This window comes from Kitasatospora sp. NPDC048662 (assembly GCF_055587065.1).
In genome coordinates this window covers 13680-39769 of sequence record NZ_JBVJHA010000010.1, presented here as the reverse complement: position 1 = coordinate 39769, position 26090 = coordinate 13680, and the positions used below count along the sequence as shown (strand labels likewise).

The window sequence follows — 26090 nt, the reverse complement described above, 5'->3', positions numbered from 1 at the left end:
CTACAACCGGGGGTACCGGATGAGGTGGACGGCTCCCGTACTGGACGCGGGGGGCTCGGCGGCGAACGCCGTCCAGGCGGCGGCGGCCCCCGCGAGCAGCAGGATCACCGCGATCAGCACGGCCAGCGTGCGGCGGCGGCGGATCAGCTGGGCCCGGGTGCGCCGGTGAACGGGCGCGGGCTGGCTGCGCTGGGCGCGGGACTCCTCCGCGTAGGAGGCGAGCTCCCCGGCGGACGGGCGGCGCAGGCTGGTGTGGGTGTCGCGGGTGGAGTCGGGGGTGGGCCCGGGCACCAGCGGGACGGCGGGGCCGCGGCGGCGGCGGTGGGTGCCGCGGCCGGTGTCCGCCTCCGCGTAGACAGCCTCGCCGGGGGTGGGCGCCTCCTCGGTGGCGGTCCGCTGGGCGGGCACCGCGAGCGGGCCGACCCCGGCCAGTTCGGGCAGCAGCTCGCGCAGCCGGGAGGCCAGTTCGGCGGCCCGCAGCCGGGAGGCGGGGGCCTTGGCCAGGCATTCGGAGATGATCCGCCACAGGCCGTCCGGCATCCCCTCGACCGGCGGGACGTTCTCGGTGACGTGCCGGCGCAGCACCGCGCCGGTGTGGCCGCCGCCGAACGGGGTGGCGCCGGTGAGCAGCTCGTACAGCACGGTGGCGAGGGCGTAGATGTCGACGGCGGCGCGCGGCTCCAGGCCCTCGATGATCTCGGGGGCCAGGTAGTCGGGGGTGCCGATGATCCGGGTGGCCCGGGTGCGGCGGGGTGCGTCGACCAGGCGGGCGATGCCGAAGTCGGTGAGCTTGGCGCGCGGGGCGCCGCCGGGGCCGGGCGGGGCCGCCAGGTCGAGCAGGACGTTCTCCGGCTTGACGTCGCGGTGCACGATGCCGGCGGCGTGCGCGGCGGCCAGGCCGTCGGCGACATCGGCGATCACCGAGGCGGCGACCAGCGGGTCGAGCACGCCGTCGCGCTCCAGGCGGGTGCGCAGGTCGGTGCCCTGGACCAGGTCCATCACCAGGGCGAGGTCGCTGCCGTCCACCACCATGTCGTGCACCCCGACCACGCGCGGGTGGTCGAGGCAGGTCAGTGCGGTGCGCTCCTGGACGAAGCGGCCGACCAGGACCTGGTCGGCGGCCAGGTCCTCGCGCAGCAGCTTCACCGCCACCGGCCCGTCCGGGCCCTCGCCGAGCCACACCGTGCCGGCCGAGCCGCGGCCGATCACCTGGTGGACCGTGTACCGGCTGCCGATCTTGCGTGCCAATGCTGCTCCGTGGGCTCGTGAGGTCGGTGCTCGCGGACCAACCTACGCGCCCGAGCGGACTCCGGGGGCCGCGGAGGGCCCCCGGAGCGGTTCAGATCGGGAGGAATTTCGCCGGATTGTCGACAAAGCGTCAAACCTAGTTGCCGGTATGGCTGCTGATCCAGGACTTCGCCGAGTCGAACCAGCCCACCACGTTGTCCCAGTAGTGCGGCAGCGGCGTGAAGTTCCACAGCGCCAGGCAGCCCAGCGCCAGCACCACCAGCACCACCAGGCAGCCCTTCGCACAGCCCAGGCCGGGGATCCACATCCGGTTGCGGCTGCGCGGGCGCGGTTCGCGCTCCCGCGCGCGGGGCGGCTCCGGCTCCCGGTACGGCGGCTCCTGGTGACGCGGCGGGGCAGGCTCGGGCCGGCGCTGCGGGGCCGGCTCAGGTCGGTGCTGCGGCGCCCCGTAGCCCTGCGGCCGGCCGTCGTAGCCGGGCGGCGGGCCGGGCTGCTGCGCCTGGTACGGCGGCGGGGCGACCGGCGGGCGGCCGCCGCGGCCCTGCGGGTACTGGCCGCCGCCCTGCTGCGGGTGCCGGCCGGGCTGCGGCTGGTACGGGCCCGGCTGCGGGGCGTACCGGCCGCCGCCGGGCTGCTGCTGCGGGTGCGGGGCCTGGTACGGCGGCGGGGCGACCGGCGGGCGCTGTCCGGGCGGCGGGTACTGGCCGGCCTGGTACGGGCGGGGCGCGACCTGCGGGTCGGCCAGGTCCTCCGGCTCGAAGTAACCGATCCGGGTCTGCTCGTTGCGGTCCCGGGCGGCCTGCAGCTGGGTCTGCCACGGGTGCGGCCCGTCCGGCTGCGCGGGCGGCTGCTCGGCCCCGGGCGGCATCGAGGGCATCACCCTGGTGCGGTCGGCGGGCGGCGCGGGCGGCTGGGGGCTCATCAGCTGGGTGCGGTCCTCGGCGCCCGGGACGGCCTGATGGTGCGTCATGACCTGGGTGGCGGCCGCCGGGTCGTAGCCGTTGCCGCCGGGCGCGGGGGCCTGGGCCGGGGCGGGCGGGGCGAGGGCCGGGTCGGGCACCAGCAGGGCGCCGACCGACAGGGCGGCGTCCACGGCGGCGGGCGAGGAGTGCACGCCGATGCCGGCCGCCACCACCCGCAGCGCCTCGGCCAGCGAGACGGCGGTGGGCCGCTCGGCCGGGTCCTTGCGCAGGCAGCGCTCGACCACCGTCCACAGCGGCTCCGGCATGGTGCGCGGGCGCTGCGGCTCCTGCGCGAGGTGGGCCTGCAGGATCGCCATCGGGTTGTCGCCCTGGAACGGCGGCCGGCCGGTGACCAGTTCGTACAGCATGATGCCGGCGCCGTAGACGTCCACGGCGGCGGTCTGCGGGCGGCCGTCGGCGGACTCCGGGGCGACGTACGCGGGGGTGCCGACGAACTCGTGGGTGCGGGTGATGCCCGGGGAGTCGGCGAGGCGGGCGATGCCGAAGTCGGTGAGCATCGGATACATCTGTTCGCCGCCGTCGAGGGCCAGGGTGGCCAGCAGGACGTTGGCGGGCTTCAGGTCGCGGTGCACCACGCCGTCGGCGTGGCTGGCGGCCAGCGCGTCGGCGATCTGCGCCATCAGCAGCGCACCGGCGATCGGCGACAGCGGGCCGGACTCGCGCAGGTAGCGGAACAGGTCGGGGCCGTCGATCAGGTCCATCACCAGGGCGAGCAGCTCGCCCTCGACCACCAGGTCGCGGGTGCGCACGATGTTGGGGTGGGTCAGCCGCAGCAGGACGGAGCGCTCGCGCAGGAAGCGCATCACCACGTCCGGGTCGGCGGCGAGTTCCTCGCGCAGCACCTTCACCGCGACCGCCTGGCCGGGCTGCAGGCCCGGCACGGCGGCGTCCTCGCGCACCCGGCCGCGCCAGACCGTGCCGGTCGCTCCGCGTCCGAGGCTCTCCTCAAGCAGGTACTTGCTTCCGACAGGCCGCACCTGTGCACTCCGTTCGGTCACCCGGCGCCCGCTGCGGGGCCGCGTTCCGGCACTCCCCCGTTCCCGTGAACGGCGCCGGGGCCTTTGGGATCCGCCCGCGCGCGAGGGCTCCCGGTTTTCGGCAACTCTAACGGTGCCCGCGCGGGTTTCCGAGGTGTTGCCGGGGCCGGTCGCGCACTGTCGGCCACCTGGGGTGCCGGGGTGTCCTTGACCTGACCCGGCGTCGGATTCACCATGTCGATGATCGCAAGATCGTCAAATCCGGTACCGTGCGCGGACTGTCCGTCCCGAGTGGCAGGATGGCAGGCACCACACGTGTGCAGAAGGGACCCCGGGCGTGATGCAGATCCGGCTCACCGTCCTTCGACCGCGCAGCGGCCCGACCAGCCCCGGGAGCTCCGCCGACGTCCTGGTCACCGCACCGGCCGGCACCACGCTCGGCGCCGTCGCCACCGCACTGGCCGGCGCGGTCGGCGTCCGCGGCCCGCGCTCCGCCACCCACATCCACCTGTACGCCGGTGAGCAGCGCCTGGACGAGCAGCTCCCGATCGGCCACCCCCCGCTGATCGACGGCACCGTCCTCGCCCTCGGCGAACCCGACCCGGACACCGAGGACACCGCCGGCCACCCCGCCGCCGAACTGCGCGTCGTCGGCGGCCCCGACGCCGGCGGCGTCCACCGCCTGCACGGCGAGCGGATCCGGATCGGCCGCTCCACCGAGGCCGACGTGCCGCTCGACGACCCCGACGTGTCCCGGCTGCACCTCGCCCTGCACCTCACCGCCGACGGCCACGCCACCGTCCAGGACCTCGGCTCCACCAACGGCACCCTGCTGGACGAGCGCTACCTGCGCGAGGAGAGCGCCGAGCTCGCGCCCGGCGCACTGCTGCGGATCGGCGAATCCACCCTCCAGCTCGCCCACCCCGCCGACATAGCGGCCCGCAGCACCACGCCCGACGGCGAGGGCCGGCTCCGGCTCGCCCCCCGCCCCACCGCCCGCACCGCGCCCGGCCGCCCGGCCGGCCCCCCGCCCGCCGCCGAACCCCCCGCCGAGCACGGCGGCGGCCGCGGCCGCTGGCTGCGCCGCACCCGCCCCGAGCCGCCCGCCGTCGACACCGAACGCCAGCACGCCACCGCCCGCCTGCGGCAGGCCGCCAACCAGCGCGAACGCTGGCCCGACCCGGCCGCCCTGCTGCTCGCCGCCCTCGGCACCGGCCCCCGGCTGTGGGAACGCGGCCCCGACCACCCCGACGCGCTCACCCTGCGCCTGGGCACCGCCGACCTCCCCGGCGGCCCCGGCACCGCCCCCGGCACCCTGCTGCCCGCCGTCCCCGCCACCGTCGACCTGCAGACCGCCGGCAGCCTCGGCCTGGCCGGCCCGCGCCACCGCCTCACCGGCCTGGCCCGCGCCGCGCTCGCCCAACTCGCCGCGCTGCACCCGCCCAGCGGCCTCGCCCTGGTCGTGGTCGCCCCCGAGCACCACGCCGAGGACTGGGCCTGGGCCCAGTGGCTGCCCCACCTGCGGCCCTCGCACGGCCAGGCCTGCCGACTGCTCTACGGCCTCGGCCCCGAGCAGGCCGAGGCCCGGCTCACCGAACTCGCCTCCGCCACCACCGCCGCACCCGCCACCGTCGTCCTGGTCGACGGCGACCCCGGCACCGAAGCCGGCCGGCGCGCCCTCGGACTGCTGCTGCGGCAGGGCCCCGCGGCCGGCGTGTTCGCCCTCTGCCTCGCCGAGACGCCCGAGGAACTCCCCACCGGGCTCGGCGCGTTCGGCCTGATCACCGGCGAGGTCGCCACCCGCCTCACCCTCGACCGGCCGACCGGCGGCGCCCGCGAACACCTCACCGACATCGCCCTCGACGCGGTCTCCCCCGCCTGGGCCGAACGTCTCGCCCGCACCCTCGCCCCGCTCCGCGAAGCCGCCACCGACGCCGACCACGCCGCCCGCGGACCGCTCCCCGAAGCACTGCGCCTGCTCGACCTGCTGCGCTCCGAATCGCTCTCCCCCGCCCGGCTCGCCGAAAGCTGGAACGCGCTGCCCGCCGGCGCGGGCGCCGCCACCGCCCTGCTCGGCACCGCGCGCGGCGCCGCCGGCGAGGAGACCTGCGCCGTCGACCTCGCCGAGGACGGCGACCACCTGCTGATCGGCGGCGGCCCCCGCTCCGGCAAGTCCGAACTGCTGCGCGCCCTCGCCGCCTCGCTCGCCGTCTCCGAACGCCCCGACCGGCTGGCCCTGCTGATGATCGACGGCGACCGTGCCGAGGACGGCGGCCTGGCCGGCTGCACCGACCTGCCGCACGTCACCGACCACGTCAACGCGGCCGAGGACCCGCGCGGCGCACTGCTCGCCGCCGAACGCCTGCTCGACGAACTCGCCCACCGCGAAGCCCTGTTCGACGGCCTCAGCTTCACCGAGTGGCACACCCGGCAGGTCTTCGACAAGACCCCCGCGCTGGTCGGCGGCCCCGCCACGGACCGCGTCCGGGTGGTCGAGCCCCGCCGCTCCCCCGACGCACCGCCCCTCGACGCCTCCCCGGCCCGCCTGATCGTCATCGTCGACGACTACGACGCGCTGCTCGGCCCCGCCTCCCCCGGCGGCCGCCCACTCGCCCGCGCGCTGGCCGCCGCCGCCACCCGCGGCGCCCGCCTCGGCGTGCACGTGGTCGCCGCCACCGGCTCGCCGGAGAGCACCGCCGACACCGAACTCGACGAAGCCGCGCAGTTGCGGATCGCCCTGCGCACCGAACAGCCCGGCGACTCCGACCTGCTGATCGACCTGCCCGACGCCGCCGCGCTGCCCGGCACCACCCCCGGCCGCGGCTACCTGCGCCGCCCCGACGGCGCCGTCACCGCCTTCCAGGGCGCCCGGGTCAGCGGCCGCATCCCGCGCACCGCGACGCTCCGGCCCACCGTCGTCGCCCAACGCCTGGAGGACCACGGCGCCGCCCCGTCCCCGCGCCCCGTCCGCGAACTCGGCAACGGCCCCACCGACCTCGCCCTGCTCGCCTCCGCGCTGCGCCGCGCCACCGAGAGCTGACCGCCCGGGGTTTCCGGACGCCACTCAGCCGGCGGCGTCCGGAAGCTGCGACGGGCAGCGGCCGCCCGGCGTGGTCAGCAGCTCGAAGTGCCACATCTCGTTGGCGAACACCTGGCACAGCCCGTACTTGGCGCCCTTCCGGTTCAACCAGTCGTCGGCGTTGGTCGGCCCGATGTCCACCGCCTTGCCGGACACGTGCGAGGACTTGTCCGGCGTGTTCACGTACCGCCGCGCCAGCTCCGGACTGCCGTGCTTCTCCACCGCGGCGTCCAGCAACCGCTGCTGGTAACTCCGGCTGCGCCACCCTGACGTGACCCGCAGGTCGATCCCCTGCGCCTTCGCATCCGTCGCGGCGGCCCGCACCGCGGCAAGCAGCGCCGGGTCGAGCCCGCTCACCGCCGCCGAACTGTCGTCGAACGGGCTCACCGAGACACCGGCGGCCAGCTCGCCGTCGGCCGCCCGCACCTGGTCCGATCCCCCCACGGCAAACGCCGCCACCGCCCCGAGCACCGCCACCGCCCCCACTCCGACGATCGTCCGCCACGTGATCCTCCGCATCGCTGCCTCCTGCTCCGTGCACCTGCTTCCGGGCTCCACTGCAGGGCGAGCGGTGTTGCGAGGGCGTCTGCGTTTCCCCATACGTTTTCGACACCCCCGCCCCTCACCCCGCCAGCCCGCGCAGCACTCCCCCTCCCCTCACCCCGCCAGCCCCGCGCAGCGCGCTCCCTCTCCCCCCTTCCAGCCACGGGCAGCGTTCCTTCTCCCCACCCCTGCCGGCTACGCGCAGCGTTCTTTCTCCCCCAGCCCCGCCAGCCCCGCGCAGCGTTCCTTCTCCCCACCCTCGCCAGCCACGCGCAGCGTTCCTTCTCCCCACCCCCGCCAGCCACGCGCAGCACCCCTCCCCCACCCCTGCCAGCCCCGCACAGCGTTCCTTCTCCCCACCCCGCCAGGCACGCGCAGCGTTCCTTCTCCCCACCCTCGCCAGCCACGCGCAGCACCCCTCCCCCACCCTCGCCAGCCACGCGCAGCACCCCCTCTCCCCACCCCCGCCAGCCACGCGCAGCACTCCCCCTCTCCCACCCCACCAGCCCGCGCAGCAGGTGGTGGGGTCCCCATACGTTTTCGACATGGGGTGTCGGGTCCAATGGGGGTTCGGTCGTCGAGGAGCGGAGCTGTCGCGTGCGGGTGCTGGTGGTGGAGGACGAGGTGTACCTCGCCGAGGCGGTGCAGGCGGGGTTGCGGTTGGCGGCGATCGCGTGCGACGTGGCGGGGGACGGCGAGGCGGCGTGGGAGCGGTTGGGGGTGCACCGGTACGACGTGGTGGTGCTGGACCGGGACCTGCCGGGGTTGTCCGGGGACGAGGTGTGCCGGCGGATCGTCGCGGCGGGGCTGGGCTGCCGGGTGCTGATGCTGACGGCGGCGTCCCGGCTGGACCAGAAGGTGGCGGGGTTCGAGCTGGGCGCGGACGACTATCTGACCAAGCCGTTCGACCTGGCCGAGCTGGTGGTGCGGCTGCGGTCACTGGCCCGTCGGCCGGAGCACTCCGCGCCGCCGGTGCTGGAGTTCGCGGGGCTGCGGGTGGATCCGTTCCGGCGTGAGGTGTTCCGGGACGGGCGCTATGTCGCGTTGCCGCGCAAGCAGTTCGCGGTGCTGGAGGTGCTGATGGCGGCGCGCGGCGGGGTGGTGAGCGCCGAGGACCTGCTGGAGCGGGCCTGGGACGAGCATGCGGATCCGTTCACCAACGCGGTGCGGATCACCATCTCGGGTCTGCGCAAGCGTCTCGGTGAGCCGTGGGTGATCCACACCGTGCCGGGTGTCGGCTACCGCCTGGACGCGGTGTGAGCCGCCCGCGCCGGTTGACCGCCCGGCTGCGGCTGACGTTGAGCTACACGTTGTTCACCGTGACCACCGGCGTGCTCTGCCTGGGCGTGGTGTACGTCGGCATGAAGTACGTCCCCAACTATCCGCTGACCTCGGCGAATCCGCGCTACCGTTCGGACGCCCCGTCGCGGCAGGAGATCCTGCGCTCGCTGCTCACGGCGGAGGCGTTCGCGCTGGTGCTGCTGACGGTGGTGGGGATGGCGGGCGGCTGGCTGGTGGCGGGGCGGGTGCTGCGGCCGTTGCAGGAGGTGACGGCGGCGGCGCGGCGGGCGTCGGGCGGGGATCTGGGGCACCGGATCGCGTTGGCGGGGCCGCGGGACGAGTTCACCGAACTCGCGGACGCCTTCGACGAGATGCTGGCCCGGCTGGAGCGCGCGTTCGACGCGCAGCAGCGTTTCGCGGCGAACGCCTCGCACGAGCTGCGCACGCCGCTGGCGATCAACCGGACGATGCTTCAGGTGGCGGCGGCCGACCCGGCGGGGCAGGACTGGTCGCGGCTGGTGGAGCGGCTGCTGGACACCAACCGGCGCGGCATCGAGGTCACCGAGGCGCTGCTGCAACTCGCCGAACTCCCGCACCGCGTACCGGAGTCGGCGCCGGTGGAGCTGTCCGCGCCGGCCCGCGAGGCGCTGGCGGCGGTGGCCGCCGAGGCCGCCGAGCTGGGTGTGGCGGTCGGCGCGGAGTTGTCCGCCGCCCCGGCCGCCGGCCACGAGGTGCTGCTGCGGCAGGCGGCGGTGAACCTGCTGCAGAACGCCGTCCGGCACAACCTGCCGTCCGGCGGCCGGGTGGAGCTGGCCACCGGCCCGGACCGGCAGCACCCCGGCCGGGTGCAGCTGACGGTGCGCAACTCCGGCCCGGTGCTGGACAGTTCACTGGTCGCCACGCTCACCGAGCCGTTCCTGCGCGGCAGCGGACGGACGGCGCAGCGCGGCCCGGTGCGGCGCGGGCACGGCCTGGGGCTGGCGATCGTCGCCGCGATCACCGAGGCCCACGGTGGGGAGTTGCGGCTGGCGGGCAACCCGGACGGTGGGCTGACGGTGGTGCTCAGTCTGCCCGCAGCGGCCGGTAGTGGGGCTGCGGGCGCGGCCAGGTGAGGTCCAGGAACAGCGGGTAGTTCTCGCGTTCCAGGCAGCGCAGCAGGAATTCGGGGAAGGTGCCGCGGGTGGCGTACCACTGGCCGGTGTCGCTGACCACGGCGATCGGCCAGCGGTCCGGGTCGGGGCCCTGGGCGAGGAAGAACCAGGCGCCGCCGTACTTGTCGGCGCCCCAGCCGATCAGCCCGCCGGGCTCGGGGTGGTACGGGAACGGGTCGAAGTCCAGGTTGCGCTGCTGGCCGGGCTTCCAGCCGTACCACAGGCCCCACAGCTCGCGGGCCTCCGCCGCCGTGCCGTCGACCGGCCCGAACACGCTCAGGAAGCCGTCCAGGGTGCCGGGGCCCCAGCGGTCCACGAAGGTCTTGTAGCCGCTCGGCAGGCGGACCCCGAGCATCTCCTCGGAGGCGTCCCAACTCGCCTGCGGGGCCTGCTGGTCGGGCTCGCCGAGCAGCGCGGTCAGTCGGTCGAACACAGCCTCCGTCATGCCCGCCATTGTGTCGGAAACCCGGAGGTCCCAGAACGCCCGAAGGGGCCCGGGCAGGTGCCCGGGCCCCTTCGGGGTGGTGCGGTCAGCGACCGGCGCCCAGCAGGGTGCGGATGACCCGCATGGCGACCGAGAGGCTGGACAGCTCGTAGTTGTCCGAACCCCTTATGTCGTCGAGGGTGGTGCGGGCCCGGCTGAGCAGGTTGCCGTTGAGCTCGGCCCACTCGGTGTAGCGCTCCTCGGGGCTGGATCCGGCCGGTCCGGCGGCCAGCACGTCGGCGGTGAGCGCGGCGTGCGCGGCGAACAGGTCCTCGCGGATCGCGGCGCGGGCCATCGAGGACCACCGGTCGGTGCGCGGCAGTTCGATGATCCGGTCGAGCAGGTGGCTGATCTCCAGGCGGTCGCCGAGGTCGTAGTACAGCTCGGCGACCTCCATCACGTCGGCGTCCGAGCGGTCCGCGACACCGACGATGTCGAGGGTCGGGAACGCGGAGGACAGCCCGGCCATCCGGCTGGCCAGCTCGTCCGGCACGCCGGCCGAGGACAGCTTCTGGTACACCGACTCGTACCAGGCGAGGTCCTCGCCGCGCAGCGGCTTGGGCAGCGAGTTCCAGACCTGGTTGACCCGGTCGTGGAAGAACGCGATGGTGCCGGCGATGTCGAGCGGCTGGCGGCGGTTGCCCAGCATCCACCGGGTGGCGCGCTCGACCAGGCGGCGGGCGTGCAGCCGCATGGTGGTCTGGATCTTGGCGCCGACCTGGTTGTCGAGGCCCTCGACCTTGTCCCAGAGCTGCTCCAGGCCGAACACCGCGCGGGCGGCGGCGTGGGTGCGGGCGATCTCCTCCATCGTCGCGCCGGTCTCCTCGCGGAGCCGGAACGCGAAGGTGCAGCCACCGCGGTTGATCGTGTCGTTGACGATCAGGGTGGTGATGATCTCCCGGCGCAGCGGGTGGTTGTCGATCTGCTCGGCGAACCGGGCCCGCAGCGCGGACGGGAAGTACTGGTGCAGCACGTCCCGGAAGTACGGGTCGTCGGGCAGGTCGGTGGCGAGCAGCTCGTCCGCGAGGGTGATCTTGGTGTAGGCCAGCAGCACCGACAGCTCGGGCTGGGACAGGCCGCGGCCGGCCTGCTGGCGCTCACGGATCTGCTTCTCGGTGGGCAGGAACTCCAGCGCCCGGTCGAGCTGTCCGTTGGACTCCAGCCGGCTGATCATGCGGGCGTGCACGTTGACCATGCTGGCGGCCTGCGCGACGGCGTTGGCCAGCACCACGTTCTGCGCGTAGTTGTTGCGCAGCACCAGGCGGCCGACCTCGTCGGTCATCTCGGCGAGCAGGGTGTTGCGCTGCTTGACCGTCATGTCGCCGTCGGCGACCACCTGGTTGAGCAGGATCTTGATGTTCACCTCGTGGTCCGAGGTGTCCACGCCGGCCGAGTTGTCGATGGCGTCGGTGTTGATCCAGCCGCCGCTGGACTGCGGGCCGCCGTGGGAGGCGAACTCGATCCGGCCGAGCTGGGTGCAGCCGAGGTTGCCGCCCTCGCCGATGACGCGGGCGCGGACGTCGCCGCCGTTGACCCGGATCGGGTCGTTGGCCTTGTCGCCGACCTCCGCGTTGGTCTCGGTGGAGGCCTTGACGTAGGTGCCGATGCCGCCGTTCCAGAACAGGTCCACGGGGGCCTGCAGGATGGCCTTCATCAGCTCGGCGGGGGTGAGCTTGGCCGCCGCGATGCCGAGCACCTCGCGGACCTGGGCGGACAGCTGGATCGACTTGGCGGAGCGCGGGAACACGCCACCGCCGGCCGAGATCAGCGACTTGTCGTAGTCGTCCCAGGAGCTGCGCGGCAGGTCGAACAGGCGGCGGCGCTCGGCGTGCGAGACGGCCGCGTCCGGGTTCGGGTCGAGGAAGATGTGCCGGTGGTCGAACGCGGCGACCAGGCGGATGTGCTCGGACAGCAGCATGCCGTTGCCGAACACGTCGCCGGACATGTCGCCGATGCCGATGACGGTGAAGTCCTCGGACTGGGTATCGACGCCGAGCTCGCGGAAGTTGCGCTTGACGGACTCCCAGGCGCCGCGGGCGGTGATGCCCATGCCCTTGTGGTCGTAGCCCGCCGAGCCGCCGGAGGCGAACGCGTCGCCGAGCCAGAAGCCGTACTCCTCGGCGACACCGTTGGCGATGTCGGAGAACGTCGCGGTGCCCTTGTCGGCGGCGACCACCAGGTAGGTGTCGTCCTCGTCGTGGCGGACCACATCGACCGGGTTCACGACCTCGCCGGCGACCAGGTTGTCGGTGATGTCGAGCAGCGCCGAGATGAACGTCTTGTACGAGGCGATGCCCTCGGCCAGCCACGCGTCGCGGTCCACCGACGGGTCCGGCAGCTGCTTGGCGACGAAGCCGCCCTTGGCGCCGACCGGCACGATGACGGTGTTCTTGACCATCTGGGCCTTGACCAGGCCGAGGATCTCGGTGCGGAAGTCCTCACGCCGGTCGGACCAGCGCAGACCGCCGCGGGCGACCTTGCCGAAGCGCAGGTGGACGCCCTCGACCCGGGGCGAGTACACCCAGATCTCGAAGGCGGGGCGGGGCGCGGGCAGGTCCGGGATGGCCTTGGGGTCGAACTTCATCGACACGTACGAGTGCCAGTCGCCCTCGGCGTCGTGCTGGAAGAAGTTGGTCCGCAGGGTGGCCTTGATCAGGTGCAGGAAGGAGCGCAGGATGCGGTCCTCGTCCAGCGACACGACCTCGTCGAGGGCTCCGGACAGCTCTTCCAGGATGGCGTCGGTCAGCTCGTCGCCGCCGGAGCGGTGGCTCGGCGACAGCCGGGCCTCGAACAGGTTGACCAGCAGCCGGGTGGTGTGGGTGTTGTTGTTGAGCGCGTCCTCCATGTAGTCCTGGGAGAACGTGGAGCCCGCCTGCCGCAGGTACTTCGCGTAGGCGCGCAGCACCACGGCCTGACGCCAGGTCAGCTTGGCGGTGAGCACCAGCTCGTTGAAGCCGTCGTTCTCGGCCTCGCCGCGCCAGGTCGCCGAGAAGGTGTCCTGGAAGCGCTCGCGGTCCTCCTCGGTGAGGTCGGTGCCCTCGCGCAGGCGCAGGCCGAAGTCGACCACCCACGCGGTGGTGCCGTCGGTGCGGCGCAGCGCGTACGGGTGCTCGTCGAGCACCTCGACGCCCAGGCGTTGCAGGACCGGCAGGACCTCGGTGAGCGAGATCGGGCCGCCCACCCGGTAGATCTTGAAGCGGCGCTCGTCGTCGCCCGCGCCGACCGGCTGGTACAGGTTCAGGCGGAAGTCGCCCTCGCCGGTGAGCGATTCGATCTGCCGGAGGTCGGCGACGGCGGTCCGCGGCGAGTAGTCGGCGCGGTAGCCGTCGGGGAAGGCGGTGGCGTACTTGTGGCCCAGCTCGGCCGCCTTCTCCTCGCCGAACTCGGTCTGCAGCTGGTCGTTGAAGCCGTCCATCCAGAACCGGGCGGCCTCGGCGAGCCGGTTCTCGATCCGCTCGATGTCGGCGTCGGACAGCTGCGGCAGCTCGGTGCCGGGGGCGACCCGGACCACGAAGTGCAGGCGGGTGAGCACCGACTCGGTGGCGTACACCGTGTAGTCGATGGTGTCGCCGTCCAGCTCCTCCTTGAGGATGCTCATCAGGGCGAGCCGGATGCGGGTGGTGTAGCGGTCGCGCGGCAGGTACACGTACGCCGAGAAGTAGCGGCCGTACTCGTCCTGACGGAGGAACAGCCGCAGCCGGCGGCGCTCCTGCAGGTACAGCACGCTGGTGGCGACGGACTGCAGCTCGGCGGCGGCGGTCTGGAACATCTCGTCGCGCGGGAAGGTCTCCATGATCTGGAGCAGGTCGCGGCCGTCGTGGCTCTCGCCGGAGAAGCCGGCGCCCTCCATGACCTCCTGCACCTTGCGGCGCACCACGGGGATCCGGGTGACCGACTCGGTGTAGGCGGCGGAGGAGAACAGGCCGAGGAAGCGGCGCTCACCGATCGGCTCGCCGGCCGCGTCGAACTTCTTCACGCCGACGTAGTCGAGGTACGCGGGGCGGTGCACGGTGGCCCGGCTGTTGGCCTTGGTGAGGACCAGCAGCTTCTTCTCGTGCGCCTTGGCACGCACCGGGGCGGAGAGCCGGCCGAACGCCTCGGAGACCGGGTGGTGGTCGATGTCGTGGCTGAGCGGGTCGGAGCGCAGGATGCCCAGGCCGGTGCCGGCGACCGCCTTGAGCACCTCCTCGCCCTTGTGCTCGACCAGGTCGTACTCGCGGTAGCCGAGGAAGGTGAAGTGGTCGTCGGCCAGCCAGCGCATCAGCTCCCAGGCCTCGCCGACCTCCTGCTCGGACAGGTGCGCGGGGGGCTGCTCGGCGAGTTCGTCGGCCAGTCGGAGCGCGGAGTCGCGCATCTTCGACCAGTCCTCGACGACCTCGCGGACGTCGCCCAGCACGCGGCGCAGGCCCGCCTCGATGTCGCGCAGGTCCTCGCGGTTTGTCTCGCGGTCGATCTCGATGTGCATCCAGGACTCGACCGAGGCGTCCGCGGGCCACTCGGCGCCGGCGGCCTGCGCGCGGTTGCAGGCGTCGGTGTCGAGGATCTCCAGCAGCTTGCCGGTGAGGTCGCGGCGCACCGCCAGCTGCGGGTGCACGACCAGGTGGATGGCGCGGTTCAGGCGGGTCAGCTCGTTGGTGACCGAGTCGACCAGGAACGGCATGTCGTCGGTGACCACCTCGACCACGGTGTGGCCGCAGGACCAGCCGTTCTCCTCCACGGTCGGGGTGTGCACCCGGACCTCGGCGGTGCCCTGGGGGCGCTTGAGGCCCAGCCGGTAGTGGGAGGCCGCGGCACCGTAGACGTCCACCGGGTCCCGGCTGATCAGGTCCTCGGGGGCGGTGTGGAGGTAGTAGTGGTGCAGGTAGGCGGCCAGAGCGCCGTTGCTCAGCCCTTCCCCGGGCGCCGCTCCCCCCACCTGGCTGTTCTCAGCGGCTGCTGCTGCCTTCTTGAGCAGTTCGGCCTTGGCTGCGTCCAGCTTGGTCTGCATAGCTGTTTGGCTCCTGTCGCGCGCCGTTGCGTGACTCGGTGATGACGGTGGGTGCACCGCCGGGCCCCATCGGCAGTCTTCCCGCGGTGGAAAAGCGCTCATGTTACGCATGAGTCGCGCTTCACCCGGGTACGACAAGTCGTTTGGCCTGCCTGACCGAAACCGGCGACGCCAGCCAGCCTAACGTGGCGGCACCAAGGTGTCAGGGGACACGGAGGCACAATCCCGGACGAAGATCGTTCCTTCCTGGACACCTTGTCCAAAGCCGTCCGGGCGTCCTGTACGTCACTCGGGGGACCACTCCATGTGCGGGTGGACGTAGTCGGTCGGCGGGGTGAAGGTCTCCTTGATCGACCTGGTGGACGTCCAGCGCAGCAGGTTCTGCGCCGCGCCCGCCTTGTCGTTGGTGCCGGAGGCCCGGCCGCCGCCGAACGGCTGCTGTCCGACCACCGCTCCGGTCGGCTTGTCGTTGACGTACAGATTTCCGGCGGTGAACCGCAGCCGCTCCACGGCCTGGGCGATGGCCCGCCGGTCCTGCGCGATCACCGAGCCGGTCAGCCCGTACGGGGCGGCCTCGTCGACCCGCTCCAGGGCGTCCTCCCAGCGGCTGTCCTCGTACACCTGGACGGCCAGGATCGGCCCGAAGTACTCGGTGGAGAAGATCTCGCCGCGCCGGTCGCCGCCGAGCAGCACGGTCGGCCGGACGAACCACCCGATCGCGTCGTCGTACTGGCCGCCCGCGAGCAGTTCCACCTGCGGGTCGGCCTTGGCGCGTTCGATCGCGTCCCGGTTGCGCGCGAAGGCGCGCGCGTCGATCAGCGCGCCCATGAAGTTGCTCAGGTCGGTGACGTCGCCGACGGTCAGCGCGTCCACCTCGCCGAGGAAGTCGTCCTTGATCCGCCGCCACAGGCTGCGCGGCAGGTACGCCCGGGACAGCGCCGAGCACTTCTGGCCCTGGTACTCGAACGCGCCGCGCAGCATCGCGGTGCGCAGCACGGCCGGGTCGGCGGAGGGGTGGGCGATCAGGAAGTCCTTGCCGCCGGTCTCGCCGACGATCCGCGGGTAGCTGCGGTAGCGGCCGATGCCGCGGCCGATCTCCCGCCACAGGTGCTGGAAGGTGGCGGTGGAGCCGGTGAAGTGCAGCCCGGCCAGTGCCGGGTCCTGCAGCGCCACCTCGGTCACCGCCTGTCCGTCGCCCGTGACCAGGTTGACCACCCCGGGCGGCAGGCCGGCCGCCTCCAGCAGCCGCATCAGGAAGTGCGCGGCCAGCATCTGCGCCGGTGCGGGCTTCCACACCACGGTGTTGCCCATCAGGGCGGGCGCCGTCGGCAGGTTTCCGGCGATCGCCGTGAAGTTGAAGGGGGTGATCGCGCAGACGAAGCCCTCCAGCGGGCGGTGGTCGGCGCGGTTCCACACCCCGGGGCCGGAGATCGGCTGCTCGGCCAGGATCTGCCGGGCGAAGTGCACGTTGAACCGCCAGAAGTCGACCAGCTCGCACACATCGAGTTCGGCCTGCTGCACGGACTTCGACTGCCCCAGCACGGTGGCGGCGGCCAGCGTCTCGCGCCACGGCCCGGCCAGCAGGTCGGCGGCGCGCAGGAACACCGCCGCCCGGTCGTCGAACGACAGGCCCCGCCACTCGGGCGCCATGGCCAGCGCCGCGTCCACCGCGTCCCGCACGTCGGCGGCGGTCGCGTTGCCCAGCACGCCGAGCTTCGCCGCGTGGTGGTGCGGCTGCACCACCTCGATCCGCTCCCCGCCGCCGAGCCGCTGCGCGCCGCCGATGGTCATCGGCAGCGCGGTGTGCTGCCCGGCCAGCCCGTCCGTCACCCGCAGCAGCCGGGCCCGCTCGGGGCTGCCCGGCGCGTACGCCCGCGGCGGTTCGTTGACGGGGGTGGGGACGGTGGTGACCGCGTCGATCGGCATGCTGCTCAACTGCTCCGTACGGTGGTGCGTGCGTGCTGTTCCCCTCCCAGGGTGAACGCGCGTACCCGCGTTGACGTGCTGTGACACGCCTAGCGGGACAGCTCCTCGGCCACCGCGACGGCCTCCGCCAGCGAGTCCACCACCGGCACGCCGACGTGCACCAGCTTCTCCCGGGTGTGCGAGCCGCCCGTCCACAGCACCGACTTGATGCCCTGCGACAGCGCCGCGACGGCGTCGTCCGCCGCGTCCCCGATCAGCACGGTGCGCGCGCGGTCGATCCCGGGGCCCAGCGCCTCCAGGTGCACCGCCAGCTCCGCCGCCTTGCGCCCGCCGGGCTCCCCCCGCCGCCCGTCCACCCGCAGGAAGTGCCCGGTCAGCCCGAACGCGTCCACCGCGGGCACCAGCTTCTCGTGCTCGTACATCGACAGCACCGACTGGCTGCGCCCGCCCGCCGCCCACCCGGACAGCAGCTCCTCGACGCCCGGCGTCAGCCCGCAGCTCGGGAACAGCTCCAGGTACTTGACGTGGAACGCGTCGTCCAGCGCCAGCCACTCGGCCCGGCTGGGCATCCGCCCCAGCAGCCGCTCGTAGAACTTCGGAATCGGGATCTCGTACTGCGCCCGGTACTCGTCCAGCGTCATCGGCCCGATCCCGACCATCTCGAACGCCGCGTTGCTGGCCCCCAGCACGGCCGGCATGTCCGACAGCAGGGTGCCGTTCCAGTCCCAGACTATGTGTGTACGCACCCGCCAAGGGTAGGGCCACCTCGGCGGCTCCTCCCACGCTCCGCCTCAGCCGTTGAACTCGTCCGGGTTCGGGCCGGTGCGCAGGCCGCGGTCGGTGGCGGCGATGGCGGCCATCTCGGCGTCGGTGAGGGTGAAGTCGAAGACGTCGAGGTTCTGCCGGATCCGGGCCGGGGTGACGGACTTGGGGATGACCAGGTTGCCGAGCTGGAGGTGCCAGCGCAGCACCACCTGGGCGGGGGACTTGCCGGTGCGCTCGGCGATCGCGGTGATCGCCGGGTCGTTCAGGACGGCGCCCTGGGCGAGCGGGCTCCAGGCCTCGGTGGCGATGCCGTGCGCGGCGTGGAAGGCCCGCAGTTCGGCCTGCTGGAGGCCCGGGTGCAGCTCGACCTGGTTGACGGCCGGCACCAGCCCGCTGTTCCCGATCAGCCGCGTCAGGTGCGCGGGCTGGAAGTTGGAGACGCCCGCGGCACGGATCCGGCCGTCGGCGGCGAGGCGCTCGATCGCCCGCCAGGAGTCGAGGTACAGGTCCCGGGCGGGGGTGGGCCAGTGGATCAGGTACAGATCGACGGTCTCCAGGCCGAGCTTGTCGAGGCTGGCGTCGAAGGCCCGCAGCGTCGCGTCGTAGCCCTGGTCGGCGTTCCACAGCTTGGTGGTGACGAACAGCTCCTCGCGGGGCAGCCCGGACGCGGCCAGCGCCTTGCCGACGCCGCGCTCGTTGCCGTAGATCGCGGCGGTGTCGATGCTGCGGTACCCGGCCTCCAGCGCGGTGGCGACGGCGGCGGTGGTCTCCTCGTCCGGAACCTGGAAGACGCCGAAGCCGAGCTGCGGCATCCGGACGCCGTTGTTGAGGGTGACGGTGGGGACGGTCATGGGAATCAAGCCTTCTCGGTGAGGGTGTAGTTCAGGGTCTGGGCGCGGATCAGGCCGTCGCGGAAGACGAAGGTGTCGACTCCGTCGGTGACCTGCCGGGTGGCGGTGGCGGCGCTCCAGCGCAGGAACAGCAGGTCGTCGGCGAACAGCGGGGTGAGCTGCCACTCGGCGTCGGGCAGCTCGGCGAGCAGCCGGCCGATGACCTGCTTGACGCCGCCGCGGCCGGTGCGGACGCCGTCGGGCGTCAGGAACACCGCGTCCTCGGTGTAGCTCTCGGCGATCAGGTCGAGGTCTCCGGTGGCCAGGCGCCTGCCGTGCTCGGCGAACACCTCCTGCGGGGTGCGGGCGCTCATTGGGCGAGCTCCCGCAGCGCGGCGGTGGCGAACGCGTGGTCCTGCTCGGGGGTGCCGCCGCCGACGCCGACGGCGCCGACCGGCCGGCCGTCGCGAATGCACCGGGAGGCCGCCCCCGATGAACAGCAGGGGCCGGTCCAGCGCGGTCGGCAGCGAGTGGAACGGGCCGTCCGGCTTGACCAGGTCGACCAGGTCGGCGGTCGGGGCGTCCAACTGGAGCGCCGTGTACGCCTTGCGGGTGCTGGTCTCGCCGGAGATCAGCACGGCCCGGTCGTCGCGGCGGAACGCCAGCAGGTGCCCGCCGGCGTCCAGGATGGTGACGCTGACCGCGATCCCGGCCGCCTCGGCGGCGGCGCGGGCGGCGGCGACCAGGGTTTCGGCGTCGGAGGTGGTGATGACAGTGGTGCTCATGATGGTGCTTCTCCGGTGCGGGGAGTACGGGGAGTGCGGGTGGTTCAGTGGTTCAGGGCGGGGGCGCCGACGGCCGCGGGGGCGGCCTCGCGGCGCTCCAGGCCGGCCGAGACGAAGGCCAGCACCAGGGCGGAGCCGGCCAGCGCCGCGCCCACCCAGTTCGGTGCGGTCCAGCCGAGGCCGGCGGAGATGACGGCGCCGCCGAGCCATGCGGCGAGCGCGTTGCCCAGGTTGAATGCTCCGATGTTGACGGCCGAGGCCAGCGTCGGCGCGCCGTGCGCCTGGTCCAGGACCCGCTTCTGGAGCGGCGGGACGGTGGCGAAGCCGAGGGCGCCGATCACCAGCAGGGTGAGCGCGGCGGCGACTTCGTTGTGGGCGGTGACGGTGAACAGCGCGAGGGCGACGGCCAGTCCGCCGAGGGTGGTGAACAGCATCGGCATCAGCCGGCGGTCGGCGAACCGTCCGCCGAGCAGGTTGCCGAGGAACATGCCGACGCCGAGCAGCACCAGCAGCCAGGTCACCGCGCCGTCGGAGAAGCCCGCGACCTTCGTCATCATCGGCGCGATGTAGGTGATCGCGGCGAACACACCGCCGAAGCCGAGGACGGTCATCGCCATCGCCAGCACCACCTGCACGTTGCGGAACGCGGCCAGCTCCCGGCGCAGGTGCGCGCCTTCGGGACGGGGCAGGTCCGGCACCAGCCGGGCGATGCCCAGCAGTCCGACCACGCCGAGCGCGGCGACGATCGCGAAGGTGGCCCGCCAGCCGACGCTCTGGCCGACGAAGGTGCCGAGCGGCACGCCGACGATGTTGGCCACCGTCAGCCCGGTGAACATGGTGGCGATCGCCCCGGCCTTCTTCTCCGGTGCGACGAGTTCGGCGGCGACCACCGATCCGATCCCGAAGAACGCGCCGTGGGCGAGCGAGGCGACGATCCGCCCGGCCAGCATCGCCCCGAAGCTCGGCGCGAGGGCCGAGAACAGGTTCCCGACGGTGAACAGGGCCATCAGCAGCATCAGCATCCGCTTGCGGCTGATCCGGGTGCCGAGCACGGTCATCAGCGGCGCGCCGACGACCACGCCGATCGCGTAGCCGGTGACCAGCAGGCCCGCGGTGGGGATCGACACCCCGAAGTCCGAGGCGACCTCGGGCAGCAAGCCCATGATCACGAACTCGGTGGTTCCGATGCCGAACGCCCCGATGGCCAGGGCGAGGAGCGCGAGAGGCATGACGCCGACCTCCATGCGATTGCGAGTGCGCCTTACGTGCTTTGACAATAATTGCACGCGCACAAACTTGCAAGCGCAATGATTGCAAGCGCCTCGTATGCCGGTGCCGAGCCGGTGCCGAGCCGGTGCCGAGCCGGGTGCGGAGCCGGTGCCGAGCCGGGTGCGGAAACGCGAAAACCCCGCCCCGGCCGGGTGGCCGTGACGGGGTCGTACAGCGAGAAGATCAGGCGATCAGACCGGGGATCTCCTGGGTGGCGAACCAGAGCAGCTCGTGGTCCTCCGCGCCGTCCACGGTGAACTGCGCGTCCTGGTCGCCCTGGTCGGCGGCGGCGATCGCCCCGGCCGCGGCGGCCACGTCGGCCTCCACGTCCGGGTCCGCGTCGTCGGCGTGCACGGAGGCGGCCTTCGCCAGCCGGATCGGGCCGGCCAGCACCACCCGGCCCAGCGAGGCCTGGTCCTGGTACTCGTCGCCCGGGAACGGCGACACCGCGGAGTCGGCGACCTCGACGGCCACCACCACGCGCCGGCGCGGCGCCTTCGGGTCGGCGGCCAGCAGCCGGATCGAGGACAGCGCCGCCCGGTTGAGCGCCGCGTACTCCAGCTCCTCCAGGTCGTCACTGACGTACCACTCGCGCAGCGCCGGAGTCACCGCGTACGCGACGCTCTGCTCCAGGACCCCTTCGGGGTGCGCCACCGTCAGGTCGTTCAGCGTGGTGGGCACGTACACGCGCATGGGGGCACCTTCCTCGGTCACAGTGCGACGGGTCAAGAATACGCAGCCCGCGGCCGCCGGTTCCGCGCTGGGCCGGTCAGGGGACGGGCGGTGTCCCCCTTGGTGCCGCCCGGCCGCCGACCGTGCGTCAACTCCGCGACCGGCCGGGGCCGCAAGGTCCCGTCCGCCCCCGCGAACACCACCCGCACGAGTGGAGTTCCCGGCCGCCTCGCGGGCGCGCGAGACGCCTTGGGCCCGCCGCCGCACGCCCGATAGCAAGGTCGGGCACACCCGCCCCGACCCGACTCACCGGCCCCCACGCCCCGACGCCCCGAGAAGGCCCCGATGACCGAGCAGCTCACCCGGACGCCCGGCCCCCGCATCCGCCCGCTGGTCCACCCGGTGCACTCCGCCCGCCGCCCCGTCCGGCACCCGCACCCGCACCCGCCCGGCGAGGCGGTCCGGACCGTCCGCAGCCCCCGGGCGGCCTGCGGCGGCGGGCGCCCGGCCCGGCCACGCAGCCCGGCGCCGACCCGGACGGGGCACAGCGAGCTGGCGACCCGCTTCGCCCGCCGCCTGGTGGAGGTGCTGTGCGGGGTGCGCCCCGTGCACCAGTTGCAGCGCCACACCACGCTGCCGGGGTTTCACCAGCTCGCGGCGCTCACCCGCAGCGGCCCGCTCCGTCCGCGCGGGCGGTCCTGCCAGCCGCGGCTGGGCCACGTGCACGACTCGGCGCCCGCGCCGGGTGCGGTGGAGGCCTGCGTCCGGGTCGAACTCGGGCCCCGGCACCACATGTTGGCGTTCCGGCTGGAGCTGCACACCCGCACCGGGCAGTGGCAGTGCGCCGCCGTCGAGGCCCGCTGAACACCTGGGGAAACGCCGCGGGGCGCCACCCCCGGGAAGGAGGTGACGCCCCGTCGGGCACGCGCTGCCGGTCAGCTCTTGCGGCGCCGGCCCTTCGCAGCCTTGGCCGCCTTGCGGCGCTCGGCCCTGGTCAGTCCGTCACCGTCGGGCACCAGGCCGTCCTCGTCGAAGTCGCCCTCGACCACGCCGCCGCCGACCTCGTCGGACGGGGCGGTGTAGTGCAGCTTCTTGCGCTCGGGGGCCTCCAGGCCCTTGGCGCGGATCTCCGGGCGGGCGCCGGGGACGGTGGCGTCCTTCTCCAGCTTCTCCAGCAGCACCTGCTCGTCGTCCGGCACCGGCACCTCCTCGACCTGCTGCTCGACCTGGACCTCCAGGTTGAACAGGTAGCCGACGGACTCCTCCTTGATGCCCTCCATCATCGCGGAGAACAGGTCGAAGCCCTCGCGCTGGTACTCGACCAGCGGGTCGCGCTGGGCGTAGGCGCGCAGCGCGATGCCCTCCTGCAGGTAGTCCATCTCGTAGAGGTGCTCGCGCCAGCGGCGGTCCAGCACCGACAGCACGACGCGGCGCTCCAGCTCGCGCATGATCTGGTCGCCGAGCTGGTCCTCCCGCTTGCCGTAGGAGGCGGCGATGTCCTCCTGGATGACCTTGGTGAGGTACTCCGGGGTGAGGCCGCCGTTCTCCGCGGCGTCCTCCTCCAGCTCGTCGAGGTCCAGCGAGACGGGGTAGAGCTGCTTGAGCGCCGTCCACAGCTTGTCGAGGTCCCAGTCGTCCTCGAAGCCCTCGCCGGTGGCGGCGTTGACGTACGCGGCGACGGTGTCGTCCATGAAGTGGCCGACCTGCTCCTGCAGGTCCTCGCCCTCCAGGACGCGGCGGCGCTCGCCGTAGATGACCTCGCGCTGGCGGTTGAGGACCTCGTCGTACTTGAGGACGTTCTTGCGGATCTCGAAGTTCTGCTGCTCGACCTGGGTCTGCGCGGAGGCGATGGCGCGGGTGACCATCTTCGACTCGATCGGCACGTCCTCGGGGACGTTCGCCATGGAGAGCACGCGCTCGACCATGCCGGCCTTGAACAGGCGCATCAGGTCGTCGCCCAGCGACAGGTAGAACCGGGACTCGCCCGGGTCGCCCTGGCGGCCGGAGCGGCCGCGCAGCTGGTTGTCGATCCGGCGGGACTCGTGGCGCTCGGTGCCCAGGACGTAGAGGCCACCGATCTCCTGCACCTCCTCCTGCTCCGCCTTGACCGCGACCTTGGCCTTCTCCATCGCGGCCGGCAGCGCGCCCTCGTACTCCTCCGGGGTGTCCTCCGGGGTGATGCCGCGCTGGGCCAGCTCGGCGGCGGCCAGGTGCTCCGGGTTGCCGCCGAGCATGATGTCGGTACCGCGGCCGGCCATGTTGGTGGCGACGGTGACGGCGCCCTTGCGGCCGGCCTGGGCGACGATCTGCGCCTCGCGCTCGTGGTGCTTGGCGTTCAGCACCTCGTGCGGGATGCCGCGCTTGCGCAGCTCCTGCGACAGGTACTCGGACTTCTCCACCGACACGGTGCCGACCAGCACCGGCTGGCCCTTCTCGTGGCGCTCGGCGATGTCCTGGACCACGGCGGCGAACTTGGCCGGCTCGGACTTGTAGATCAGGTCCGGCTGGTCGATCCGCTTGGGGGTCTTGTTGGTCGGGATCGGGACCACGCCGAGCTTGTAGATCTGGTGGAACTCGGCCGCCTCGGTGGTGCCGGTACCGGTCATGCCGGACAGCTTGTCGTACAGGCGGAAGAAGTTCTGCAGGGTGATGGTGGCCAGCGTCTGGTTCTCGTTCTGGACCTCGACGCCTTCCTTGGCCTCGATCGCCTGGTGCATGCCCTCGTTGTAGCGGCGGCCCGCCAGAATACGGCCGGTGTGCTCGTCGACGATCATGACCTCGCCGTTGATCACGACGTAGTCCTTGTCCCGCTTGTACAGCTCCTTCGCCTTGATGGCGTTGTTCAGGAAGCCGACCAGCGGGGTGTTCACCGACTCGTAGAGGTTGTCGATGCCCAGGTAGTCCTCGACCCGGCTGACGCCGTCCTCGAGGATGCCGACCGTGCGCTTCTTCTCGTCGACCTCGTAGTCGCGCTCGATCTTCAGGCGCTGCACCAGCTTGGCGAAGTCGCTGTACCACTTGGTGGCCTGGTCGGCCGGGCCGGAGATGATCAGCGGGGTACGGGCCTCGTCGATCAGGATCGAGTCGACCTCGTCGACGATCGCGAAGTTGTGGCCGCGCTGCACCAGTTCGTCCTGCGACCAGGCCATGTTGTCGCGCAGGTAGTCGAAGCCGAACTCGTTGTTGGTGCCGTACGTGATGTCCATCGCGTACTGGCGCTTGCGCTCGGCCGGCGTCATGTTCGCCAGGATCACGCCGACCTCAAGACCGAGGAAGCGGTGCACCCGGCCCATCCACTCCGAGTCGCGCTCGGCGAGGTAGTCGTTGACGGTGATCAGGTGCACGCCCTTGCCGGTGAGGGCGTTCAGGTACGCGGGCAGGGTGCCGACCAGGGTCTTGCCCTCGCCGGTGCGCATCTCGGCGACGTGGCCGTGGTGCAGCGCGGCGCCGCCCATGATCTGCACGTCGTAGTGGCGCTGGCCGAGCACCCGCTTGGCGGCCTCGCGAACGGTCGCGAAGGCCTCGGGGAGGATGTCGTCCAAGCTCTCCCCGTCGGCGAGCCGGGCCTTGTACTCGTCGGTCAGTGCGCGCAGCTCGTCGTCGGTGAGGTTGACGAAGTCCTCTTCGATCGAGTTGACCTGGGCGGCAATCCGCTGCAGCTTGCGGAGGATCTTGCCCTCGCCTGCGCGCAGGATCTTGTCGAAGACGGACACGTGAGCGGGCTCCTTGCCTGGATCGGCTCTGGATGACTGACGGCGGGGAGTCCACCCCACCGTACGGGCCATCGTATGCGAGGAGGCCGAGCGCCCGGGAGGTCCGTCAGCACGCTATTCCTGTGTCACCCCTGGGGGCACATCGTCCGAAGCAGGGTGCAAACGGTCAAAGCGCTCGGGCGTGGCCGCACTGTCAGTGCCCTGCCCTAGCCTCGCCCCATGGCTGTGACCCCTGCCCCGACTGTCCGGATCTCCGCCGACCACGCCCGCCGGCTCGCGCTGCGCGCCCAGGGTCTGCTCGGCTCCCCCGACCGCCGCGCGGGCGCCCGCGGCGTGCTGCGCCGGCTCGGCGCCGTCCAGCTGGACACCATCTCGGTGCTCGCCCGCTCGCACGAACTGGTGCCGTTCGCCCGGCTCGGCGCGATCGGTCGCCGCCCGGTCGGGCAGGCGTACTGGGGGCACGGCACGGCCTTCGAGTACTGGTCGCACGCCGCCTGCATCCTGCCGATCGAGGAGTGGCCGCTGTTCGCGTTCCGCCGCCGCGCCAACCGGGCCAAGGGCCGGGTCTGGAACCACCAGGTCTCCGAGGAGGTGTACGGGCAGGTGATCGCCCAGCTGCGGGCCGAGGGCCCGCTGACCTCCACCGGCCTCGGCGGGGCGAAGAAGACCGCCGGGTGGTGGGACTGGTCCGACACCAAGATCGCGGTGGAGCGCGCCCTGGCCTTCGGCGACGTGGTGGTCACCGAGCGGCGCGGCTGGAAGCGGGTCTACGACCTCGCCGAACGGGCGGTCCCCGGCGATTTGTTCGAGCAGGACCTGACGGACGCCGAGTGCCTGGAGCAGCTGGTGACGCAGGCCGGCACGGCGCTCGGGGTGGCCACCCGCGCCGACCTGATGGACTACCACCGCCTCAAGGGCGCCCAGCTGGACGCGGCGCTGCCCGCCTCCGGCCTGGTCCCGGTCGAGGTGGAGGGCTGGGCCGCCCCGGCCTGGGCCGACCCGGCGGCGCTGGAGAGCGAGCCGCGCGGCCGGCACCGCACCACCCTGCTCTCCCCGTTCGACTCGCTGATCTGGGACCGGCCCCGCACCGAGCGGATCTTCGGCATGAGCCACCGGCTGGAGGCGTACACCCCCAAGCACAAGCGGGTGCACGGCTACTTCGCGATGCCGCTGCTGGCCGGCGGCCGGCTGGTCGGCCGGGTGGACCCGGCCCGCGAGGGCACCACCCTGGTGGCCCGCCAGGTCTCGCTGGACGGGCCCCGCTCGGTGCCCGCCCTCGCCGAGGCGCTGCGCGAGGCCGCCGAGTGGGTGGGCTGCTCGGACGTACGGGTCGAGCGGCTGGACGACGAGATGCTGCGGCCGGAGCTGGAGAAGCTGCTGGCCTGACGGGCCATCAG

The 26090-nt window shown here is 73.1% G+C and carries 16 protein-coding genes and 2 pseudogenes; 5 read left to right on the top strand and 13 right to left on the bottom strand.

Going from position 1 to position 26090, the window contains the following annotated elements; all coding sequences use genetic code 11:
- Both ACZ6R9_RS24615 and ACZ6R9_RS24610 read right to left on the bottom strand, forming a co-directional pair.
- Entirely contained in the window at positions 1-1248 is a 1248-nt protein-coding gene (locus tag ACZ6R9_RS24615; protein ID WP_380483529.1) for a serine/threonine-protein kinase, read from the bottom strand.
- Positions 1249-1384: 136 nt separating this feature from the next.
- Entirely contained in the window at positions 1385-3208 is a 1824-nt protein-coding gene (locus ACZ6R9_RS24610; RefSeq protein ID WP_465540387.1) for a serine/threonine-protein kinase, read from the bottom strand.
- 340 nt (positions 3209-3548) lie between these two features.
- Here ACZ6R9_RS24610 and ACZ6R9_RS24605 point away from each other — a divergent pair, with 340 nt between their 5' ends.
- Positions 3549-6248 carry an FtsK/SpoIIIE domain-containing protein gene (locus ACZ6R9_RS24605; protein ID WP_380483791.1) on the top strand — a complete coding sequence of 900 codons (2700 nt, stop codon included), beginning with the start codon at positions 3549-3551 and terminating at the stop codon, positions 6246-6248.
- A gap of 24 nt (positions 6249-6272) precedes the next feature.
- Here ACZ6R9_RS24605 and ACZ6R9_RS24600 read toward each other — a convergent pair whose 3' ends face one another.
- Positions 6273-6806 carry a M15 family metallopeptidase gene (locus ACZ6R9_RS24600; protein ID WP_465540385.1) on the bottom strand — a complete coding sequence of 178 codons (534 nt, stop codon included), beginning with the start codon at positions 6804-6806 and terminating at the stop codon, positions 6273-6275.
- A 621-nt stretch (positions 6807-7427) separates the two neighbouring features.
- On the opposite strand from ACZ6R9_RS24600, the gene ACZ6R9_RS24595 reads away from it, so the two are divergent.
- Together ACZ6R9_RS24595 and ACZ6R9_RS24590 are read left to right on the top strand one after the other, a co-directional pair.
- A complete protein-coding gene (locus ACZ6R9_RS24595) occupies positions 7428-8090 on the top strand; it encodes a response regulator transcription factor (protein WP_465540383.1) in 663 nt (220 codons plus the stop codon).
- Complete coding sequence (locus tag ACZ6R9_RS24590; protein ID WP_465540381.1) at positions 8087-9223, top strand: sensor histidine kinase; 1137 nt, start codon at positions 8087-8089, stop codon at positions 9221-9223. The genes ACZ6R9_RS24595 and ACZ6R9_RS24590 overlap by 4 nt, the downstream gene beginning before the upstream one ends.
- On the opposite strand, the gene ACZ6R9_RS24585 is transcribed toward ACZ6R9_RS24590, so the two are convergent.
- The 9 genes and pseudogenes from ACZ6R9_RS24585 to ACZ6R9_RS24545 all read right to left on the bottom strand — a co-directional run bounded on the left by ACZ6R9_RS24585 (position 9174) and on the right by ACZ6R9_RS24545 (position 21001).
- Positions 9174-9707 carry a hypothetical protein gene (locus tag ACZ6R9_RS24585; RefSeq protein ID WP_465540379.1) on the bottom strand — a complete coding sequence of 178 codons (534 nt, stop codon included), beginning with the start codon at positions 9705-9707 and terminating at the stop codon, positions 9174-9176. The genes ACZ6R9_RS24590 and ACZ6R9_RS24585 overlap by 50 nt on opposite strands.
- Before the next feature lie 85 nt (positions 9708-9792).
- Positions 9793-14733 (bottom strand): NAD-glutamate dehydrogenase, encoded by a 4941-nt coding sequence (locus tag ACZ6R9_RS24580; protein WP_465540378.1) that lies wholly within the window; start codon positions 14731-14733, stop codon positions 9793-9795.
- A gap of 285 nt (positions 14734-15018) precedes the next feature.
- Positions 15019-16653, bottom strand: coding sequence for an L-glutamate gamma-semialdehyde dehydrogenase (gene pruA / locus ACZ6R9_RS24575; RefSeq protein WP_465540544.1), 1635 nt, complete (start codon positions 16651-16653; stop codon positions 15019-15021).
- A 95-nt stretch (positions 16654-16748) separates the two neighbouring features.
- Complete coding sequence (locus tag ACZ6R9_RS24570; RefSeq protein ID WP_465540376.1) at positions 16749-17405, bottom strand: HAD family hydrolase; 657 nt, start codon at positions 17403-17405, stop codon at positions 16749-16751.
- Between the two features lie 45 nt (positions 17406-17450).
- Positions 17451-18275 (bottom strand): aldo/keto reductase, encoded by an 825-nt coding sequence (locus tag ACZ6R9_RS24565; protein WP_465540375.1) that lies wholly within the window; start codon positions 18273-18275, stop codon positions 17451-17453.
- 5 nt (positions 18276-18280) lie between these two features.
- Positions 18281-18571, bottom strand: a pseudogene (locus tag ACZ6R9_RS24560) (nuclear transport factor 2 family protein); the annotation flags it as partial.
- Positions 18572-18624: 53 nt separating this feature from the next.
- A pseudogene (locus tag ACZ6R9_RS24555) lies at positions 18625-19039 on the bottom strand (GlcG/HbpS family heme-binding protein).
- Positions 19040-19083: 44 nt separating this feature from the next.
- On the bottom strand, positions 19084-20268 hold the full coding sequence (locus tag ACZ6R9_RS24550; RefSeq protein ID WP_380483510.1) for an MFS transporter: 1185 nt from the start codon (positions 20266-20268) through the stop codon (positions 19084-19086).
- A 223-nt stretch (positions 20269-20491) separates the two neighbouring features.
- Positions 20492-21001 carry a DUF6912 family protein gene (locus ACZ6R9_RS24545; RefSeq protein WP_380483508.1) on the bottom strand — a complete coding sequence of 170 codons (510 nt, stop codon included), beginning with the start codon at positions 20999-21001 and terminating at the stop codon, positions 20492-20494.
- A gap of 324 nt (positions 21002-21325) precedes the next feature.
- Here ACZ6R9_RS24545 and ACZ6R9_RS24540 point away from each other — a divergent pair, with 324 nt between their 5' ends.
- Positions 21326-21844, top strand: coding sequence for an Rv3235 family protein (locus tag ACZ6R9_RS24540; RefSeq protein ID WP_380483506.1), 519 nt, complete (start codon positions 21326-21328; stop codon positions 21842-21844).
- 71 nt (positions 21845-21915) lie between these two features.
- Here the strand turns inward: ACZ6R9_RS24540 and secA are convergent, their stop codons facing one another.
- Entirely contained in the window at positions 21916-24693 is a 2778-nt protein-coding gene (gene secA / locus ACZ6R9_RS24535) for a preprotein translocase subunit SecA (protein ID WP_380483504.1), read from the bottom strand.
- 219 nt (positions 24694-24912) lie between these two features.
- Here secA and ACZ6R9_RS24530 point away from each other — a divergent pair, with 219 nt between their 5' ends.
- Positions 24913-26079: a winged helix-turn-helix domain-containing protein gene (locus tag ACZ6R9_RS24530; protein WP_465540372.1), complete on the top strand. Its 1167-nt coding sequence runs from the start codon at positions 24913-24915 to the stop codon at positions 26077-26079.
- The last annotated feature ends 11 nt before the right edge of the window (positions 26080-26090 follow it).

Coding starts and splice junctions, on each gene's coding strand:
- ACZ6R9_RS24605 (WP_380483791.1), top strand. CDS start 3,549: ATGCAGATCCGGCTCACCGTCCTTCGACCGCGCAGCGGCCCGACCAGC.
- ACZ6R9_RS24600 (WP_465540385.1), bottom strand. CDS start 6,806: ATGCGGAGGATCACGTGGCGGACGATCGTCGGAGTGGGGGCGGTGGCG.
- ACZ6R9_RS24585 (WP_465540379.1), bottom strand. CDS start 9,707: ATGACGGAGGCTGTGTTCGACCGACTGACCGCGCTGCTCGGCGAGCCC.
- ACZ6R9_RS24580 (WP_465540378.1), bottom strand. CDS start 14,733: ATGCAGACCAAGCTGGACGCAGCCAAGGCCGAACTGCTCAAGAAGGCA.
- ACZ6R9_RS24565 (WP_465540375.1), bottom strand. CDS start 18,275: ATGACCGTCCCCACCGTCACCCTCAACAACGGCGTCCGGATGCCGCAG.
- ACZ6R9_RS24550 (WP_380483510.1), bottom strand. CDS start 20,268: ATGCCTCTCGCGCTCCTCGCCCTGGCCATCGGGGCGTTCGGCATCGGA.
- ACZ6R9_RS24545 (WP_380483508.1), bottom strand. CDS start 21,001: ATGCGCGTGTACGTGCCCACCACGCTGAACGACCTGACGGTGGCGCAC.
- ACZ6R9_RS24540 (WP_380483506.1), top strand. CDS start 21,326: ATGACCGAGCAGCTCACCCGGACGCCCGGCCCCCGCATCCGCCCGCTG.
- ACZ6R9_RS24530 (WP_465540372.1), top strand. CDS start 24,913: ATGGCTGTGACCCCTGCCCCGACTGTCCGGATCTCCGCCGACCACGCC.